Raw genomic sequence first — 14,750 nt, forward strand, 5'->3', positions numbered from 1 at the left:
CTGTTACTCCGGGGAAGCGAGCAGGGTCTGCTCAAGCCAGCGTGTGTGGATGCGGTTTTCGATGAAGTCTGGGTGGCGCACGATGCGGCGGTGCAGGTCGATGGTCGTGGGCACGCCCTCCACCTTGAAGGCGTCGAGCGCATCGGTGAGTTTAGCCACCGCGTCGGCGCGATCGCTGCCATGGACGATCAGCTTGCCGATCATGCTGTCGTAGAAGGGTGGGATCATCGCCCCTTCCGACATATGGCTGTCGAGGCGGACGCCCTCGCCGGTCGGCACCTGCCAGCCGGTGATGCGGCCGGGGACCGGGATGAACCCCTTCCCCACATCCTCCGCATTGATGCGACATTCGATGGCATGGCCGGTGACGCGGACATCGTCCTGCGCCACCGACAGCGCCGACCCGCCGGCAATGCGGATCTGTTCCTGCACCAGATCGAAGCCGGTGATCATTTCGGATACCGGATGCTCGACCTGGATGCGGGCGTTGACCTCGATGAAATAGACTTCCTCGCGGGCGACGTCGTAGAGGAATTCGGCGGTGCCGGCGTTGCGATACTGGACGCTGGCGGCGAGCGCGACGGCGGCTTCGTGGAGTTGCTTGCGCACGCGATCCGGCATGGCGGTGCAGGGCGCTTCCTCGACCAGCTTCTGGTAGCGGCGCTGGACCGAACAATCGCGTTCGCCGAAATGGACCACCTTGCCGGTGCCGTCGCCCATCAGTTGCACCTCGACATGGCGGGCTTCGGGCACGAAGCGTTCCATGAACAGGCGGCCGTCGTTGAAGGCGGCTTGCGCTTCGGCGCTGGCCTTGTGGAAACCGGCCTCGACCTCATCCGCGTTATTGGCGATCACCATGCCGCGTCCGCCGCCACCGGCCGACGCCTTGAGCAGCACGGGGTAGCCGATGCGGTCGCCTTCACGGCGGGCGTCGGCGGCCGACGCGATTTCCTCACTGCCCGGCACCAGCGGCACGCCGGCGGCCTTCGCCATGGCGCGGGCTTGCAGCTTGTCGCCCAGCGCGTCGATCATGTCGGGTTCGGGACCGACGAAGGCGATGCCATGTTCGGCGCACAGGCGCGGCAGGATGCTGCGCTCCGACAGGAAGCCATAGCCCGGATGCAGCGCATCGCAGCCGGCCGCCTTCGCCGCATGGACGACAAGGCGCGGGTCGAGATAGGATTTCGCGGCCGGGCCGGGGCCAAGGACCAGCGCTCGGTCCGCTAGTTGGGCGGCGGCGCTGCCCCGGTCGGCGTCGGAAATGCCGACCACGGTTTCCGTGTTCAGCCCTTGCGCAGCTCGGACGATGCGGAGGGCAATTTCGCCGCGATTGGCGATGAAGAGGCGGTTGACGGCCATCGTCCTTACCCCGGAATGACGGCGAAGAGCGGCTGGTCGGCCTCTACCATCGCGCCGTCGGTGGCGAGGATGGCGTGGACGGTGCCGGACAGCCCCGCACGGACGGCAGTGAACAGCTTCATCACCTCTACCAGACACATTTCGGTGTCGGCGGTGACGACGGACCCCACATCGACATAAACCGGCGAACCGGGCTTGGGCGCGCGGTAGAAGGTGCCGAGATAGGGCGCGCGGACGATGACGGCATTGTCGGGCAGGCTGGATGGCGCGGCGGCCGGGGCAACAGTTAGTGCTGGGGCAGCAGTTGCCGCCGGGGCTGGCGCGGCCGGCGCGACCGGTTCCACTCGCACAGCAACGGCCTGCGCGCCCAATCCGGGCGCCGACGCATCGGTCGACAGGTAGATTTCAAATTCCCCCGCCCGCACATGCAGTTCGCGCATGCCCGACGCCTGAAAATCGGCGATCAGCGCCTCGATATCCGCCAGCGCCGCAGCCTCTGTCTTTGGCCCGCTCATGCCTTTTTCTCCCGCAGGGCTTCTATCTGGTCGCGTGTCAGCCCGGCGCCCCTGCCCTTCAGGAGGCGCGACTGTTCCTGTTCCAGCGCATAGAGCGCCGCGACGTCCGCGCTGTCGGGCGCGCCACGCACACTGCTGTCGCACAGGAAACGATAGGGTTGCTGCACCTGCGCCGGGCGGAACGCCGCCGCGCGCGCATTATACTCGGCCAGGCTCAGCGCGCCCGCGCTCGTCACATAGCGATCGACCTTGTCGGTCAGATGGGTGACGCCGGGCGCGACATGTGCGGTGCTGGCGGGAATGTCGCCGTTCAACACGCCATGGGGAATATGCGAGATGTAGCGGGCCGGACGGCCGTTGTGCATCATCATCGCATAGTCGTGCAGCTGCTGGCTGGGCAGATCGACCAGTCCCACCAGTTCGCCCAGAAAATCACGCCCGAATTCATCGTTCAGCAGCGGGCGGAAGCGATCGGCCCGCTCGTCGATCTTCATCCAGTCATCGACGTCATAGACGCCCGCGACATGGGCGAAATCCTTGATCAGGCTGAAATAGACCAGAGCGCCCGCGTCCATCATCTGATCGCGTGACCAGTTGGCCATATTCTTCCACAGCTCGACCGTGGCGGTGCGGAAGATATCGGTCAGATTCTCGAAGGTGTCCGCCAGCTGATCCGGCGACTCCATGCCCACCGGCACATAATTTTCGGTCAGCGCGTCCGACGTATAAAGGCCCACGCCGGTCAGCTTTTCCGCCGTGAATTCCGGCTTGGATTCAAAACTGCCCCAATCGTCCATCAGGTAGAAATGGCAGTCGGTCGCCTCCATCGTGACGGTCAGGTTGGGATAGGGAATGGCGTCGGCCACGCCATCCAACCAAGGATAGTCGCCCTGCGCCAGATCGGTGAAATCGCGGATCACCAGTTCGCGATTATCCGCCAGTTTGTAGGGGCCGCTATTGTTGAGCGTACAACGGCTTTCGCAGGACACGAGGAAGCCATATTGGGAGACAGTGGCGAGGAAGGTCTGCGCCGCCTTATGCAGCCGGTCGCCATTGGAACAGGCATGCAGGTCGGCGTGAAAACGCTGGATACGCCGTTCCGGCAGAAGCTGGACGCGCTGGCCATATTCGCGGGCGTTGAGATGGCCGTCCTCGCGCTGTTGCGCCAGCTTGAAGCGACGCCAGAAGTCCATGACATAGGCGACATCCTCGGCATCGTCGGCTGCCGTCTGAAGGCCCATGTTGATGAGGATTTCGCGCCCCAGCAGGAAGAAGGTCGGCAGGCCCCAGCCGGGCAGATTGCCGAACTTGCCGCCCATCGCCCGCGCGCGGTCGCCAATCTCCTCCGCCTTCATCTTCGCTTCGATCTTCCGCAGCAAAGCGGGGTAGCGATAATAGCAACAGAGATAGGAGAGCAGCATATAGGATGGCACGGGAAACAGCTTCGATTCCTGCACCGTGCGCGTCACGCACAGCCAATAGGTATCGTCGCCGATGGTCTGGATGGCGTTGTTCGCCTCCAGCAGTCGCACATAATCCAGCGTCATTTGTCTACCGGTCCCTGACCTGTGACGGCAGCCATGATGCTCTCCTCTCGATGTTCTTTTTGATTCGTACAGACTTTATAGTCGATCAATATCGTCTGACAATCTTAAAAGGCAGACGGATTTCCGTCTCTTGCCCGCCGACGCTGCGCGACGGGTCAGAAGTCGAGGATAATCTTGCCGAAATGCGCGCCGGAAAGCTGATAACGGAAGGCGTCGGCCAGCTGCTCCAGCGGAAAATGCCGATCGATGACCGGACGGATATCATGCGCGGTCAGGAAGGCAACGAGGTCGCGCAACTGCGTCACGCTGCCTACGGCAATGCCATCGACACGGATATGGCGCATCACCACATCGCTCAACGGCAGTTCCGGCGCACCATTGGCGGTGGTGCCGACGACCACGACCTTGCCACCCATGCGGCAGGCGCGAACGGACTGGACGAAGCTGGACTGGCCGCCAATCTCCAGCACAAGGTTCACCCCTTCCCCGCCGGTAGCCGTGCGGATCGTGTCGCCCCAGCCGGCATCGGTGCGGTAATTGACGATATGGTCCGCGCCCATCGCCCGCAATCGCTCCGCCTTCGCGTCGGAGGAGGTCGTCGACCAGATGGTGAGGCCCAGCGCTTTGGCGATTTGCAGCGCGAACAGGCAGAGGCCGCCCGATCCGGGCAGCAGCACGCCGTCCCCGGCCTGCACTTGCCCCTCCGCCACCAGAAAGCGCCAGGCGGTGAGGCCGGCGCAGGGCAAGGTCGCCGCTTCGGCAAAGGACCAGTCGGAGGGGATAGCGGTCAGCGATGCGGCGGGCATGACGACATGGTCGGCGGCAAAGCCATCCGCCGTCTCGCCGCTGATCGCGCGGTTGTTCGTGCGGTCGGGCGGCCCGTCGATCCAGCGCGGGAAGAAGGCACCCATCACCCGGTCGCCGACTGCCCAGCCGGATACGCCCGGTCCCAGCGCGGCGATTTCGCCGGCACCGTCGGATAAGGGCACGCGCCCTTCCGCCACCGGAATATAGCCTGCGACCACCAGATAATCGTGGAAGTTGAGCGACGAGGCCCGCAGGCGCAACAGTACCTCGCCAGGGCCGGGTAGCGGGATCGGCGCGCGGGTGACGGCCAGCGTGTCGAGCGTCGGTTGCGCCGCCAGACGGATGATCCGCATGTCTGTCATTGATCTTGCTCCATCACCGCGCCGTATAACCGCCATCCACCGTCAGCAGCGCGCCGTTGATGAAGGCGGATCGGTCGGACAGCAGCCAGCATGCCGCCTCCGCCACATCTTCCGGCTTGCCGAACCGGCCGATCGAATGACGCTCGACCATCGGCGCCATCTGTTTCTCAAACGCCGGATTGCCGATCAGCCTTTCCTCCACCATCGGCGTCAGAATCAGGCCGGGCAGCAGCGCATTGACCCGCACGCCGTTATGGCGCGCTTCGCAGGCGGCGGCGCGGGTCAGGCCGATGACGCCATGTTTGGCTGCGACATAGTCCGCCGCATAGGGTGCGCCGATGATGCCGTCGCCCGACGAATTGTTGACGATCGCCCCGCCGCCCGGCGCCATCGCCTTGGTCGCATATTTCATGCAGGAAAAGACGCCGGTCAGGTTGATGGCCATCATCCGTCCCCATTCCTCCGCTGTCAGATCGGGCAGCAGGCGGTTCGCCATTTCGATGCCGGCATTGTTGAACGCACCGTGGAGCGCGCCATAGCGATCGACCAGCGCGCCGATGGCGCCCTCGATCGCAGCATCGTCGGTCACATCCGCGACCAGCGCCATCGCAGCTCCGCCCACCTGTGCAATCGCCTCTACCGTAGCGGCGGCGCTGTCCGCATCGCGGTCCAGCACGCCGACGCGCGCGCCTTCCTGCGCGAAGAGGATCGCCGCCGCGCGGCCAATGCCTGACCCCGCGCCCGTCACGAACGCGACCTTGTCCCGCAGCAGCATCAGGCACCCCCTACCGGCTGATAGACGCTTTGTGGCGTCGTGAATTCCAGCAGGCCATCCGGGCCGTTCTCGACGCCCAGCCCCGATTGCTTGTGCCCGGCAAAGGCGGCGAAGGGCGACAGGCCCTGCGCCGAATTGATCCACACCGTCCCGGTTTCCATCCGCACCGCGACCGCCTGCGCGCGGTCCATGTCGCTCGACCAGACCGACCCGCCCAGCCCATAGTCGCAATCATTGGCGCGCGCGATCGCATCGTCCAGATCGGTGTAGCGGATCAGCGGGACAACGGGGCCGAATGCTTCCTCCTGCACGACGCGCGATTCCTCCGGCGGATTGTCGACGATCGTGACCGGCACGAAATAGCCCCGCCCGTCGGGCACAGCGCCACCCGCCAGAAAGCGATGGCCGGCCGCCACCGAGTCCGTGATCAGCGCGCGCACCCGATCATATTGGGCGCGGTTCTGCACCGGTCCCAATTGCGTGCCGTTCGCCGCGCCGTCCCCCATTGTCATCCGCGCGGCAATGTCGGCCAATGCCGCCGCCAGCCGGTCATAGACGGCATCATGGACATAGACGCGCTTGGCCGCGACGCACACTTGCCCGCTATTGGCGAAACAGGCCCAGAAGAGCGGCTCGGCGATCGCGTCCACATCGGCATCGTCCAATATGATCGCCGCATCATTGCCGCCCAGTTCCAGCGTCAGCCGCTTGAGATTGGCCGACGCGCTTTCCATCACCCGGCGCCCCGTGGCGGTGGAGCCGGTGAAGCTGATCTTGTCGATGCCCGGATGGCGCGTCATCCACGGTCCCAGCGCATCGCCGCCGGTCACGATATTGAGCACGCCGGGCGGCAGCAGGTCGCGCAGCAACGCCCCCAGCCGCAACGTCGCCAGCGGCGTGAAGGGCGAGGGTTTCAGCACCAGCGTGTTGCCCGTCAGCAGTGCCGGCCCAATCTTCCAGATCGCCAGCAGTAATGGGAAATTCCACGGCACGATTGCTCCCACCACGCCCAGCGGCACATGCCGCGTGACGCTGCGCTGGCCGGGCAGCGCTTCGCTGACATGGACGGGCAGTTCCTGCTCCGCCACCACGCCGATCCACCAGGCGGCGGCCTGTATCTCCCCCACCGAAGCCGCCAGCGGCTTGCCCTGTTCGGCGGTCAGGATCGCGGCCAGTGCTTCGGCATGGGCCGCCAGCGTCGCGCCGATCGTGCGCAGCGCGGCCTGCCGCTGTGGATAGGGCGTGTCGCGCCAGCCGGGGAAAGCCGCGCGCGCCGCGCGCACGGCGGCATCCAGCCCGGCCTCGTCGCAATCGGGCACATGGGCGATCACCGCCTCGGTCGCGGGATTGACGACCGCGATTGTCTGCAAAGCGTCGACAGCGCTGCCATTTATCAACATGGCGAAGGTCGGTTCGGCAAGACTGGCCATCATCATACTCCTGCGGGCTGACGAAGGATGCCGAGCGCATCCTGGTCGATCACATGCGATACGAAGCGATCGAGCATGGTGAGGAAGAGCCGGTCGCCGCGCTCGGTGCGCTTGACCAGCATGGCGGCGCCGACCGCGACATTGATACCGGCGAAGGTGAAGTGGCGATAATCCGCGTGCAGTTGGGACAGGCTGTAATCGGTGATGCCGCAGCGGGTGAGTTCGGCATGATAATGGCGCAGCAGGTCATCCTCGACCCCCTGCCGCTCCGCCGCGCCATAGGCGCCGCCGATCAGATAGGCGATGTCGACCGCATTCCAGCCAAGCGCCACCGACTGCCAGTCCACCACCGTCAGCCGATCCGGCGAAAGCAACATATTGTCCGGCCGATAGTCGTTATGGGTGACGCAGCGGGGGCTGGAGAGCGGCGCGGCATAGCTTTCATAGCGTTCCGCCAGCGCATCGCAGACGCGCAAGTGCCGGGGCTCGAGTTGCGCGCCATAGCGGTCGCGAAATGCGGGCCAGGTCGCGCGAAAAATCTCCGGCTGATAGAAAGGCTGGGCGATATGACCCGCATCCAGCCAGGCAAGCGCCGGATCGGCATCCGCGTCCCAGAAGGCGGCATGCAGCCGCGCCGCCTCCGTTATCGCCTGCCCCATCTGCTCGCGCGCCAGCCCCTTGAACTGATCGCCGGGCGCGGCCGGGGCCAGATCCTCCAGCAGCAGGATGAAGCTGCCCTCCCCGTCCATGCGCGCGCCATGATAGCGGGGCGTGGCGATGCCCGCGCGCGGTGCGAGTTCATGATAGAAGCGCAATTCCCGCTCATAAAGCGACCAGCCGCGCGCCACATCCCGGCTTGCAGGATCGGTCGAGGCGAATTTGCCGATCAGGGTCGCCGGCCCGGTCGCGCCCGGCGCATAGGTCAGGGTGAAGCGCGCCGTCTCGCCGATCTGGCCGGCACCGACCGGCGTGACCGTTACGGACTTAACCTGCCCCACCCTCGCATCGCCAGTCAGCAGGGCGTTGAGCCAGTCGGCATCGACCTGTTCGGGCCGGGGCAAGGGATCGGGACGGATCAGGTCGGCCGGGGCGATCGACATGGGCTCTCCTCAAGCTGCTGTTTTTCTTCTCTGCCATGCAAGGTGAAGCCCCTGCCGGACCGGGTCCAATCGGGCTTTGCGGACCAGTCATCGGGCCACGCGATGAATGTGCCCGCCGATATGATTGGCCCCACCCGGCCACCGCCGACATGCTGAACGAAGCAGAAAAAAGGAGAGCCGCATGCCATCCAGCCGTGAAGAGACTGCCCGCACGCTATTGTCCGCCATCGCGACCGGCAGCATCCCGCTCGACCGGTTCACCGCCGATGCGCGCTGGTGGTGGAATGGCGGCATCGACATCAGCGTGGCGGAATTCGATGCGTTGCTCGGCACGCTGCACGCCCAGATGGCGGACGGCATCCATGTCACGCCCGGCCTCGTCATGGAGCAGGACGAGCATCTGTTCGTGGAGGCGACGTCGCACAGCCTGCTCAAAAACGGGACGCTCTACGACAATCGCTATGTCTTCCTGTTCCGCTTTGCCGGGGAGCAGATCGCACTGGTCAAGGAATATAGCGATTCCGCCCATGTGAAGGCGGTGTTCGCGCTCGGCTGACCCGTTTCAGGCGAACGCCATTCTTGTGCTGGCGATCGGCGGGTCGGCGAAATGATCACCCGCCACGCCCCCGGTGCCCAGCGCATCGCGTGCCGCCTGCCAGCGGACGGCGAAGTCGAAGAAGCGCCGTGCAGCAGGGTTGGGCGACGTCCCCAGAACCAGCGACAGGTCCATGTGGAAATCCATCCCCTCGACCGGGCGGCGCACCATGCCCGGCAGGGTCGCGAACCAGCCGATGCCTATCGCGCAAATGCCGTGCCGCTGCGCATGACGCTCCACCGCCATGGCATTGCCCTCCGCCGATACGGATGGCACCGCGCCGCATTGCAGCAGGAAATTGGCGATCGGATTGACGAAAGCCTCGCCATGTTCGGCGCTGATCATCGCGATCCGGCGCCCGATCAACTGGCTCACGGGAATGACCTCATAGCGGGCCAGATCGCTCTCTTCCGGCACCAGCAGGCCGATTTGGCGCCGCCGCAGCACGACATGCTCCAGCGACGCGGGAAACTGGACTTCATTGGCGATCTCGCCAGGGTTCATGTCGGCCAGAAATTCCGGCACCGGCTTGTCGAGCGGTACGCCCAGCAAGAGCGAAGCATCCAGCTTGCCGGTCAGCAGGTCGCGCACCTGATCGGATTGCAGGCGATTGTCGATGGTCAACCTTATGTCCGAGCGCGCCGCGACGAAAGCGTCGATCAGTTCGACCCGGTCGAGAAAATCCATGCTGTACATCGCTGCGCCCAGGCGGAAGCGAGTCTTCATTGCATGCTGCATGCCCTCCGCTTCCTCCCGCACGGCCTGCGCGCATTGGTGCAGCGACTGGACCAATGGTAGCAGCCGCTCTCCCTCCGGCGTCAGGGCGATGTGGCGGGTGGTGCGGTGGAACAGCGAAAAGCCGAGCGCCTGCTCCAGCTCCTTGATCTGGCCCGACACGGTCGGCTGGGTCAGGTGCAGCCGCTCGGCCGCGCGCGTGACCGACAATTCGCAGGCGACGGCGGCGAAGCTGCGCAGCAGTTTGAGATCGACATGGAACATGGCCTGCTCTCCCTTTCTTGCGCTCAGTGGAGGCGCTGCGTCATGCGGAAGACGAGGCCTGCCCGATTGCGCACCCCCAGCTTGCGATAAAGCCGGCGAAGGTAATTTTCGACCGTGTTTTCCGACAGGTCCATCTCGAAGGCGATCGCCTTGTTCTGCAAGCCACGGCACAGCAACGCCGCCAGTTGCTCCTCTCGCGGTGACAGCCCGCTAACGCAGGGCGCTGTGCCACCCATCGTCGTGCGCAGCGCCACGCGGCCGTCCGACGAGTCGATCAGGTCCGACAGAAAACGATCGACCACCATGTTGGACAGGCTGTGAAGCCGCTGCTCCAGCAACGGTTCGGGCACATCGGGCGATCCGGTTCGCCGCCCCTTGCGATGCGCCCCGATGATGAGGCAGAGGCCCGGCGCCAGCCGACGGGTCGAGGCGCCGACCACATCGACGGCATAATGATCGAGGAAGCTGGTATAGGGCCGCGCCACGAACCGATCGAGCGCAGCGTCGCCCCAATGGATGAAATGCGCGCCGGATATGTCGCTCTTCGCCAGCAATTGCCGGGTGAAGGGGTCCGATTTGAACACCCGCCCGTCATGATAGCGATGCTGCGCCTCTTCGCTGACGCCGACATGATAGAGGTAGGACAGCTGCCCTTGCGCTGCCCCTTGGCCGACATTGTCGTCGTAAAAGAAGATCGACGCGCTGCCCAGCGCGCAATCCGTCACCATCTGGTCGGTAAAGCCGGAAATGTCCTGGCTCAGCCTCATCCTCTCGCCTCCCGTGCATGGCCGCTTCGTGCGGCTCTCCGGTGGAATCGTCCTTCGGCTCTCACGCCATATTATCGGACAATTTCATCCGACCATAAAGGGTCGGATCGCCAACGTCAAATATCCTGCGGCCCCGAAGCCGCCCCCGAAGCCGGAATCGCTGCCAATAACTCGGCCATGTCGAAATAATCGCGCCAGGCGCGGATGCGCCCATCCTCTGCCACTTCAAAGATGCCGGCTGCCCGCACCTGCGTCCAGTCCGCGCCCGTGAAGCGGAACCGGTCGGTCCGTTCGGTATGGACGGTCCGGCCATTGATGGCGATCGCATGCACATGCCAGTCGATCGCCTCCGCCGCGAGGAAGGGCGCCAGCAAATCCAGCGCTGCCGCCTTGCCCTGCGCCGGTGGCATGGGCACGCCGACGCAGACGATATCCTCATGCAGCAACGCCGCGACAGCCGCGCCGTCACGCTGGTTGAAGGCATCGATCAAGGCTCGAACCACGCCCTCCGGATCGGCGTCGCGCACATCGTTCTCCTTCGTCACGAGCCTCTTGACGACTCAATATTGACCGATATTTTCGTTAGACGATATTGATCGCCATCACAACGCCACTCGCGCCGAAGGCGCGGGGTTCATCCAGACAATCCGTGCCTGTCCGCCATATATGGAAAATCGCCCGACTTTGTTCGGAACAGGCGATGAGTGGCGCGCCGGCAAGCATGGCACCCTGACGAAGTCCAGGGGCCGAACATAAGAAGGAGAGGATATATGAAGGCCATGGTGCTGAATGACGGGCGCTTCACGCTGGAGACGCTGCCCGACCCCGCGCCGGCCGCCGGGCAATTGCTCGCCCGTCCGCTGGTGTGCGGCGTGTGCGGGAGTGATCTCCATGCCCGCGACCATGCCGACCATCTGTGCGACCTGTTGCAGCGCGCTGGCTTTCGCGGCTTCATGGACCCGGCCCGGCCGGTGGTGATGGGCCATGAATTTTGCTGCGAACTGATCGAGCCGGCCGGTGCCTTTGCCACGGGCCAGCGGATCGTCGGCCTGCCCTTCCTCACCGGGCCGCAGGGGATCGAGCTGATCGGCTATTCCAATCGCTATAATGGCGCCTTCGCCGAAGCGATGCTGCTGGACGCGGCGCTCTGCCTGCCCGTGCCCGACCATGTTCCGACCGATATCGCCGCGCTGGCCGAACCACTGTCGGTCGCCGTCCATGCCGTCGCGGAAAGTGGGGCCGACGCCGATTGCGCCTTTGCCGTGGTCGGCTGCGGGCCGGTGGGACTGTTCATTATCGCGCGACTGAAGGCACTGGGCCTTGGCCCCATTCTCGCGATCGAACCCAATGCCGCGCGCCGCGCCATGGCGGAGCGGATGGGCGCGGACATCATCCTGTCGCCGGGTGATGCCGCTGGCCCGGCATGGTGGACCGACCTTGGCCTGCCCATCGGCATGTCGGACGCCATGGCCGTCACCGCCGATCAGAAACGCCGCGGCCGCGCGGTCGTCTTCGAATGTGTCGGTAAGCCCGGCATGCTGATGACGCTGGCGAAGACATGCCCCACCGGTGCTACGCTGGTCGTGGTCGGTAACTGCATGGAAACCGACCCGATCGAACCGGCCTTCCTGCTGCAAAAGAGCCTGACCCTGCGCTTCGTCTTCGCTTACTCGCCGGCGGAATTTGGCGAGGCCTTCGCCATGATCGCGGCCAATCCCGATCGGCTCGCCCCCATGGTCACGGGCACGGTCGGCCTCACCGAACTGGACAGCGCCTTTGCCGCGCTGACCGGTGGCGATGGCAGCCAGGTCAAATTGCTCGTCGCCTCCGCATAGGTGGATTTCCGTCCATCCCCTCCATGGGAGGATCGGCCTAGCCTGACCTTCTCTCCAGACCTTTTGAGAGACGCATGAAACCGATCAGTGCAGACCTTCTCCAAACCTATCTCGGCCACAAGCTGCCCCAATGGACGCAGCTTGCGGTCGAGAATCTTTTCCGTTTGCCACTCGGCGCATCGCGGGAAACCTTCCGCTTCGACCTGTCCTATGTGGACGAACAGGGGGAGAGCCAGCGCATCGGCATGATCCTGCGTCGCGACCCGCCCGCCAGCAATGTCGAGAGCGATCGCGCCCATGAATTTGCCGCCTATCAGGCGATCTATGGCCATGGCATCCCCGTCCCGAAGATGATCCTGCTGGAGCCGGACGCATCCCATTTCGACGGCGCGATCAGCCTGGCGGAGGATCTGCGCGGCTATCATAACAGCGAATATCAGTTTCAGGACGCTGCCTGGGCCGACCGCCTGCCCCATATTGCGCGGCAAATGTGGTCGACCATGGGCCGGCTCGCCGCCGTGCCGGTGGAACGGCTGGACATGGGTTTCACCCGCCCCGCGACGGTGGAAAATACGGCCGCGCAGGAATTGGCCAGCTGGGTCGATGTGCTGGACCGCCATGATGTCGGCGCCGAACCGATCACCCGCGCCGCGATCCGCGCGCTGGAACGGTGGCAGCCGACCGCGCAGAAGCTGGCGATGGTGCATGGCGACTTTCGTGCCGGCAATTTCCTGTACGATGATGACGGCAATCTGATCGCCGTGCTGGATTGGGAAATGGCCCATCTGGGCGATCCTCTGGAGGATCTGGGCTGGAGCCTGGCGCGCGTCTTCTGCTTCGCCAAGGATGACCGCTATTGCGGCCTTGCCACCCGCGATCGAGCCGTGGCCATCTGGGAAGAAGCCAGCGGCCTCACCGCCGATCCGCGCGCGCTCCATTGGTGGGAATTGTTCAACTGCATCAAGGGCCAGGCGATCTGGAACAGCTGCGCCCATGTCTGGCAGTCCGGCCAGAATCGCGACGTGATCCAGGCCTATGCCGCCTGGTGGCTGCGCAACGCGCAGGACCGGGCCATCCTCGAACTCATGGACAAGCTATGAAGCCCGATATCCCCGCCGTGCTTGAAGATGTCGCGCGCAAATTGCGCGAGACGATCCTGCCCGACCTCAAGGGCTTTCAGGCGAATATGGTCGGCATGACCGCCGCGATGCTGGACATGACGGCGGAGGCCTGGGACGGCGCGGCCGACCGGCTGGTGCAGGAAAATACCGCGCTCGCCGCGCTGCTGGCGCAGGGCAGCGACCTGACCGGCGACGCGGCCTTTCGCAACGCCGCCGAAGAGGAACCCGAAAACCTGAAGATATCCACGCTGGAACGGATCAACGACCAGCGCCGCCGCGCCCTCATCGCCCTGCAAGCGCGGATCGAAACGGACGAGGGCGCACAGGCGCTGAATAGCGCCATCTGGGACGAACTGCGCACCTCGACCGAGCGACGCCGGGTCGCGCTCGCCAATTTCTGACAGAATAGACGGAGAGAATAGATGCTCACAGCCGCCGATGATTTCCCGATCCACCAGACGCCCGAACCCATCTGCTATTCGGGCAGCGACCGGAATTTCTACGACCGCTACTGGTTCAACGGCTTCGAACCGGACGGGTCGCTCTTCTTCCTGATCGGCATGGGGGTCTATCCGCACCTCAACGTCACCGATTGCGGCATCTCCATCCAGGTCGAGGGGAAGCAATATAATCTGCGCGGATCGCGCATCCTGACCGACCGGATGGACATGAGCATCGGCCCGATGCGGCTGGAAGTGCCCAAGCCGCTCTGGACGCTGCGCTTCGTGGTCGAGGAGCAGGACGGCATCGCCGCCGACCTCACCATCACCGGCCGCGCCTTCCCGATCGAGGAACCGCGTTTCACCCGGCGCGTGGGCAAGCGCGGCTTCCTGGACTATACCCGCCTGACCCAGAACGGTCACTGGTCCGGCTGGGTCAGCATCGACGGCCGCCGCATAGACCTGTCGCCCCACGCCATGGGCACGCGCGACCGCAGCTGGGGCATCCGCCCGATCGGCCTGTCCGATCCGCAGCCCAATGTGCCCGAAGCGCCGCAGGGCTATTTCTGGCAATGGACCCCGCTCAATTTCGCGAGCAAGAGCCTGTTCTTCCACATCGCCGCCGAACCGGACGGCCATGTCTGGAACCGGCGCTCGGTTCTCTGCCCCGATGGCGCCGGGCCGGAAGCCTTTCTGGAAACGGAGGAAGGGACGCTGGACACAGTGCTGCAACCCGGCACGCTCTGGCCGGAAAGCGGCACGCTGACGGTCGATTATGGCACCGGTCCCTATACGGTCGAGTTCACGCCCTTCCACCGGATGCAGATGAAGGGCATCGGCTATTTCCATCCCGAATGGTTCCATGGCCGCTATCATGGCGTGCCACTGAAGGTGGAGCGCGAGGATTTCAGCGTCGATGACCTCGATCCGATGGCGATGCAGAATTTCCATGTGCAGCGCCTGTCGCACCTGACCCTGACCAACCCGGACGGCAGCCAGGAAAAATCAGTCGGCGTGTTCGAACAGGCGATATTGGGCGCCTATGCGCCGCTTGGCGTCACGAGCGGCATGGATATCAGCCGCTGGGACAAGGAATAG

At 64.8% G+C, this 14,750-nt stretch carries 15 protein-coding genes; 5 read left to right on the forward strand and 10 right to left on the reverse strand.

Features of this window, described 5'->3' with window-relative positions; translation table 11 throughout:
* Positions 1 to 3 precede the first annotated feature (3 nt).
* The 7 genes from RQH62_RS07730 to RQH62_RS07760 form a co-directional block, all read right to left on the reverse strand.
* The gene (locus RQH62_RS07730; RefSeq protein WP_311268191.1) at positions 4 to 1,359 is read right to left on the reverse strand and encodes an acetyl-CoA carboxylase biotin carboxylase subunit; all 1,356 of its coding nucleotides are present in this window, start codon (positions 1,357 to 1,359) and stop codon (positions 4 to 6) included.
* A gap of 5 nt (positions 1,360 to 1,364) precedes the next feature.
* Positions 1,365 to 1,874 (reverse strand): biotin/lipoyl-containing protein, encoded by a 510-nt coding sequence (locus tag RQH62_RS07735; protein ID WP_311268192.1) that lies wholly within the window; start codon positions 1,872 to 1,874, stop codon positions 1,365 to 1,367.
* Positions 1,871 to 3,421, reverse strand: coding sequence for a hypothetical protein (locus tag RQH62_RS07740; protein ID WP_311268193.1), 1,551 nt, complete (start codon positions 3,419 to 3,421; stop codon positions 1,871 to 1,873). Before RQH62_RS07740 ends, RQH62_RS07735 begins: the two co-directional genes overlap by 4 nt.
* 155 nt (positions 3,422 to 3,576) lie before the next feature.
* Positions 3,577 to 4,590 carry an NAD(P)-dependent alcohol dehydrogenase gene (locus tag RQH62_RS07745; RefSeq protein WP_311268194.1) on the reverse strand — a complete coding sequence of 338 codons (1,014 nt, stop codon included), beginning with the start codon at positions 4,588 to 4,590 and terminating at the stop codon, positions 3,577 to 3,579.
* A gap of 13 nt (positions 4,591 to 4,603) precedes the next feature.
* A complete protein-coding gene (locus RQH62_RS07750; protein ID WP_311268195.1) occupies positions 4,604 to 5,365 on the reverse strand; it encodes an SDR family oxidoreductase in 762 nt (253 codons plus the stop codon).
* Entirely contained in the window at positions 5,365 to 6,795 is a 1,431-nt protein-coding gene (locus RQH62_RS07755; RefSeq protein WP_311268196.1) for an aldehyde dehydrogenase family protein, read from the reverse strand. The genes RQH62_RS07750 and RQH62_RS07755 overlap by 1 nt, the downstream gene beginning before the upstream one ends.
* Before the next feature lie 2 nt (positions 6,796 to 6,797).
* Positions 6,798 to 7,895 carry a phosphotransferase gene (locus RQH62_RS07760; RefSeq protein ID WP_311268197.1) on the reverse strand — a complete coding sequence of 366 codons (1,098 nt, stop codon included), beginning with the start codon at positions 7,893 to 7,895 and terminating at the stop codon, positions 6,798 to 6,800.
* Between the two features lie 181 nt (positions 7,896 to 8,076).
* Between RQH62_RS07760 and RQH62_RS07765 the strand changes: the two genes are divergently transcribed.
* Complete coding sequence (locus tag RQH62_RS07765) at positions 8,077 to 8,451, forward strand: hypothetical protein (RefSeq protein ID WP_311268198.1); 375 nt, start codon at positions 8,077 to 8,079, stop codon at positions 8,449 to 8,451.
* Positions 8,452 to 8,457: 6 nt separating this feature from the next.
* Here the strand turns inward: RQH62_RS07765 and RQH62_RS07770 are convergent, their stop codons facing one another.
* From RQH62_RS07770 to RQH62_RS07780, 3 genes are all read right to left on the reverse strand, one after another.
* Positions 8,458 to 9,489 carry a LysR family transcriptional regulator gene (locus RQH62_RS07770; RefSeq protein ID WP_311268199.1) on the reverse strand — a complete coding sequence of 344 codons (1,032 nt, stop codon included), beginning with the start codon at positions 9,487 to 9,489 and terminating at the stop codon, positions 8,458 to 8,460.
* Between the two features lie 23 nt (positions 9,490 to 9,512).
* Positions 9,513 to 10,256: a helix-turn-helix transcriptional regulator gene (locus RQH62_RS07775; RefSeq protein WP_311268200.1), complete on the reverse strand. Its 744-nt coding sequence runs from the start codon at positions 10,254 to 10,256 to the stop codon at positions 9,513 to 9,515.
* A gap of 116 nt (positions 10,257 to 10,372) precedes the next feature.
* Entirely contained in the window at positions 10,373 to 10,783 is a 411-nt protein-coding gene (locus RQH62_RS07780; RefSeq protein WP_311268201.1) for a limonene-1,2-epoxide hydrolase family protein, read from the reverse strand.
* A gap of 243 nt (positions 10,784 to 11,026) precedes the next feature.
* On the opposite strand from RQH62_RS07780, the gene RQH62_RS07785 reads away from it, so the two are divergent.
* From RQH62_RS07785 to RQH62_RS07800, 4 genes are all read left to right on the forward strand, one after another.
* Complete coding sequence (locus RQH62_RS07785; RefSeq protein ID WP_311268202.1) at positions 11,027 to 12,091, forward strand: zinc-binding dehydrogenase; 1,065 nt, start codon at positions 11,027 to 11,029, stop codon at positions 12,089 to 12,091.
* 74 nt (positions 12,092 to 12,165) lie between these two features.
* Entirely contained in the window at positions 12,166 to 13,191 is a 1,026-nt protein-coding gene (locus tag RQH62_RS07790; protein ID WP_311268203.1) for a phosphotransferase family protein, read from the forward strand.
* Entirely contained in the window at positions 13,188 to 13,613 is a 426-nt protein-coding gene (locus RQH62_RS07795; RefSeq protein ID WP_311268204.1) for a hypothetical protein, read from the forward strand. Before RQH62_RS07790 ends, RQH62_RS07795 begins: the two co-directional genes overlap by 4 nt.
* A gap of 21 nt (positions 13,614 to 13,634) precedes the next feature.
* Positions 13,635 to 14,750, forward strand: coding sequence for a hypothetical protein (locus tag RQH62_RS07800; RefSeq protein ID WP_311268205.1), 1,116 nt, complete (start codon positions 13,635 to 13,637; stop codon positions 14,748 to 14,750).

It is taken from the genome of Sphingobium sp. WCS2017Hpa-17, assembly GCF_031843765.1.
Taxonomy (GTDB): Bacteria; Pseudomonadota; Alphaproteobacteria; order Sphingomonadales; family Sphingomonadaceae; genus Sphingobium.

Bases quoted from the DNA above. Each gene is read 5' to 3' on its own strand.
- RQH62_RS07730 (WP_311268191.1), bottom strand. From the start codon at position 1,359: ATGGCCGTCAACCGCCTCTTCATCGCCAATCGCGGCGAAATTGCCCTC.
- RQH62_RS07735 (WP_311268192.1), bottom strand. From the start codon at position 1,874: ATGAGCGGGCCAAAGACAGAGGCTGCGGCGCTGGCGGATATCGAGGCG.
- RQH62_RS07740 (WP_311268193.1), bottom strand. From the start codon at position 3,421: ATGACGCTGGATTATGTGCGACTGCTGGAGGCGAACAACGCCATCCAG.
- RQH62_RS07745 (WP_311268194.1), bottom strand. From the start codon at position 4,590: ATGACAGACATGCGGATCATCCGTCTGGCGGCGCAACCGACGCTCGAC.
- RQH62_RS07750 (WP_311268195.1), bottom strand. From the start codon at position 5,365: ATGCTGCTGCGGGACAAGGTCGCGTTCGTGACGGGCGCGGGGTCAGGC.
- RQH62_RS07755 (WP_311268196.1), bottom strand. From the start codon at position 6,795: ATGGCCAGTCTTGCCGAACCGACCTTCGCCATGTTGATAAATGGCAGC.
- RQH62_RS07760 (WP_311268197.1), bottom strand. From the start codon at position 7,895: ATGTCGATCGCCCCGGCCGACCTGATCCGTCCCGATCCCTTGCCCCGG.
- RQH62_RS07765 (WP_311268198.1), top strand. From the start codon at position 8,077: ATGCCATCCAGCCGTGAAGAGACTGCCCGCACGCTATTGTCCGCCATC.
- RQH62_RS07770 (WP_311268199.1), bottom strand. From the start codon at position 9,489: ATGTTCCATGTCGATCTCAAACTGCTGCGCAGCTTCGCCGCCGTCGCC.
- RQH62_RS07775 (WP_311268200.1), bottom strand. From the start codon at position 10,256: ATGAGGCTGAGCCAGGACATTTCCGGCTTTACCGACCAGATGGTGACG.
- RQH62_RS07785 (WP_311268202.1), top strand. From the start codon at position 11,027: ATGAAGGCCATGGTGCTGAATGACGGGCGCTTCACGCTGGAGACGCTG.
- RQH62_RS07790 (WP_311268203.1), top strand. From the start codon at position 12,166: ATGAAACCGATCAGTGCAGACCTTCTCCAAACCTATCTCGGCCACAAG.
- RQH62_RS07795 (WP_311268204.1), top strand. From the start codon at position 13,188: ATGAAGCCCGATATCCCCGCCGTGCTTGAAGATGTCGCGCGCAAATTG.
- RQH62_RS07800 (WP_311268205.1), top strand. From the start codon at position 13,635: ATGCTCACAGCCGCCGATGATTTCCCGATCCACCAGACGCCCGAACCC.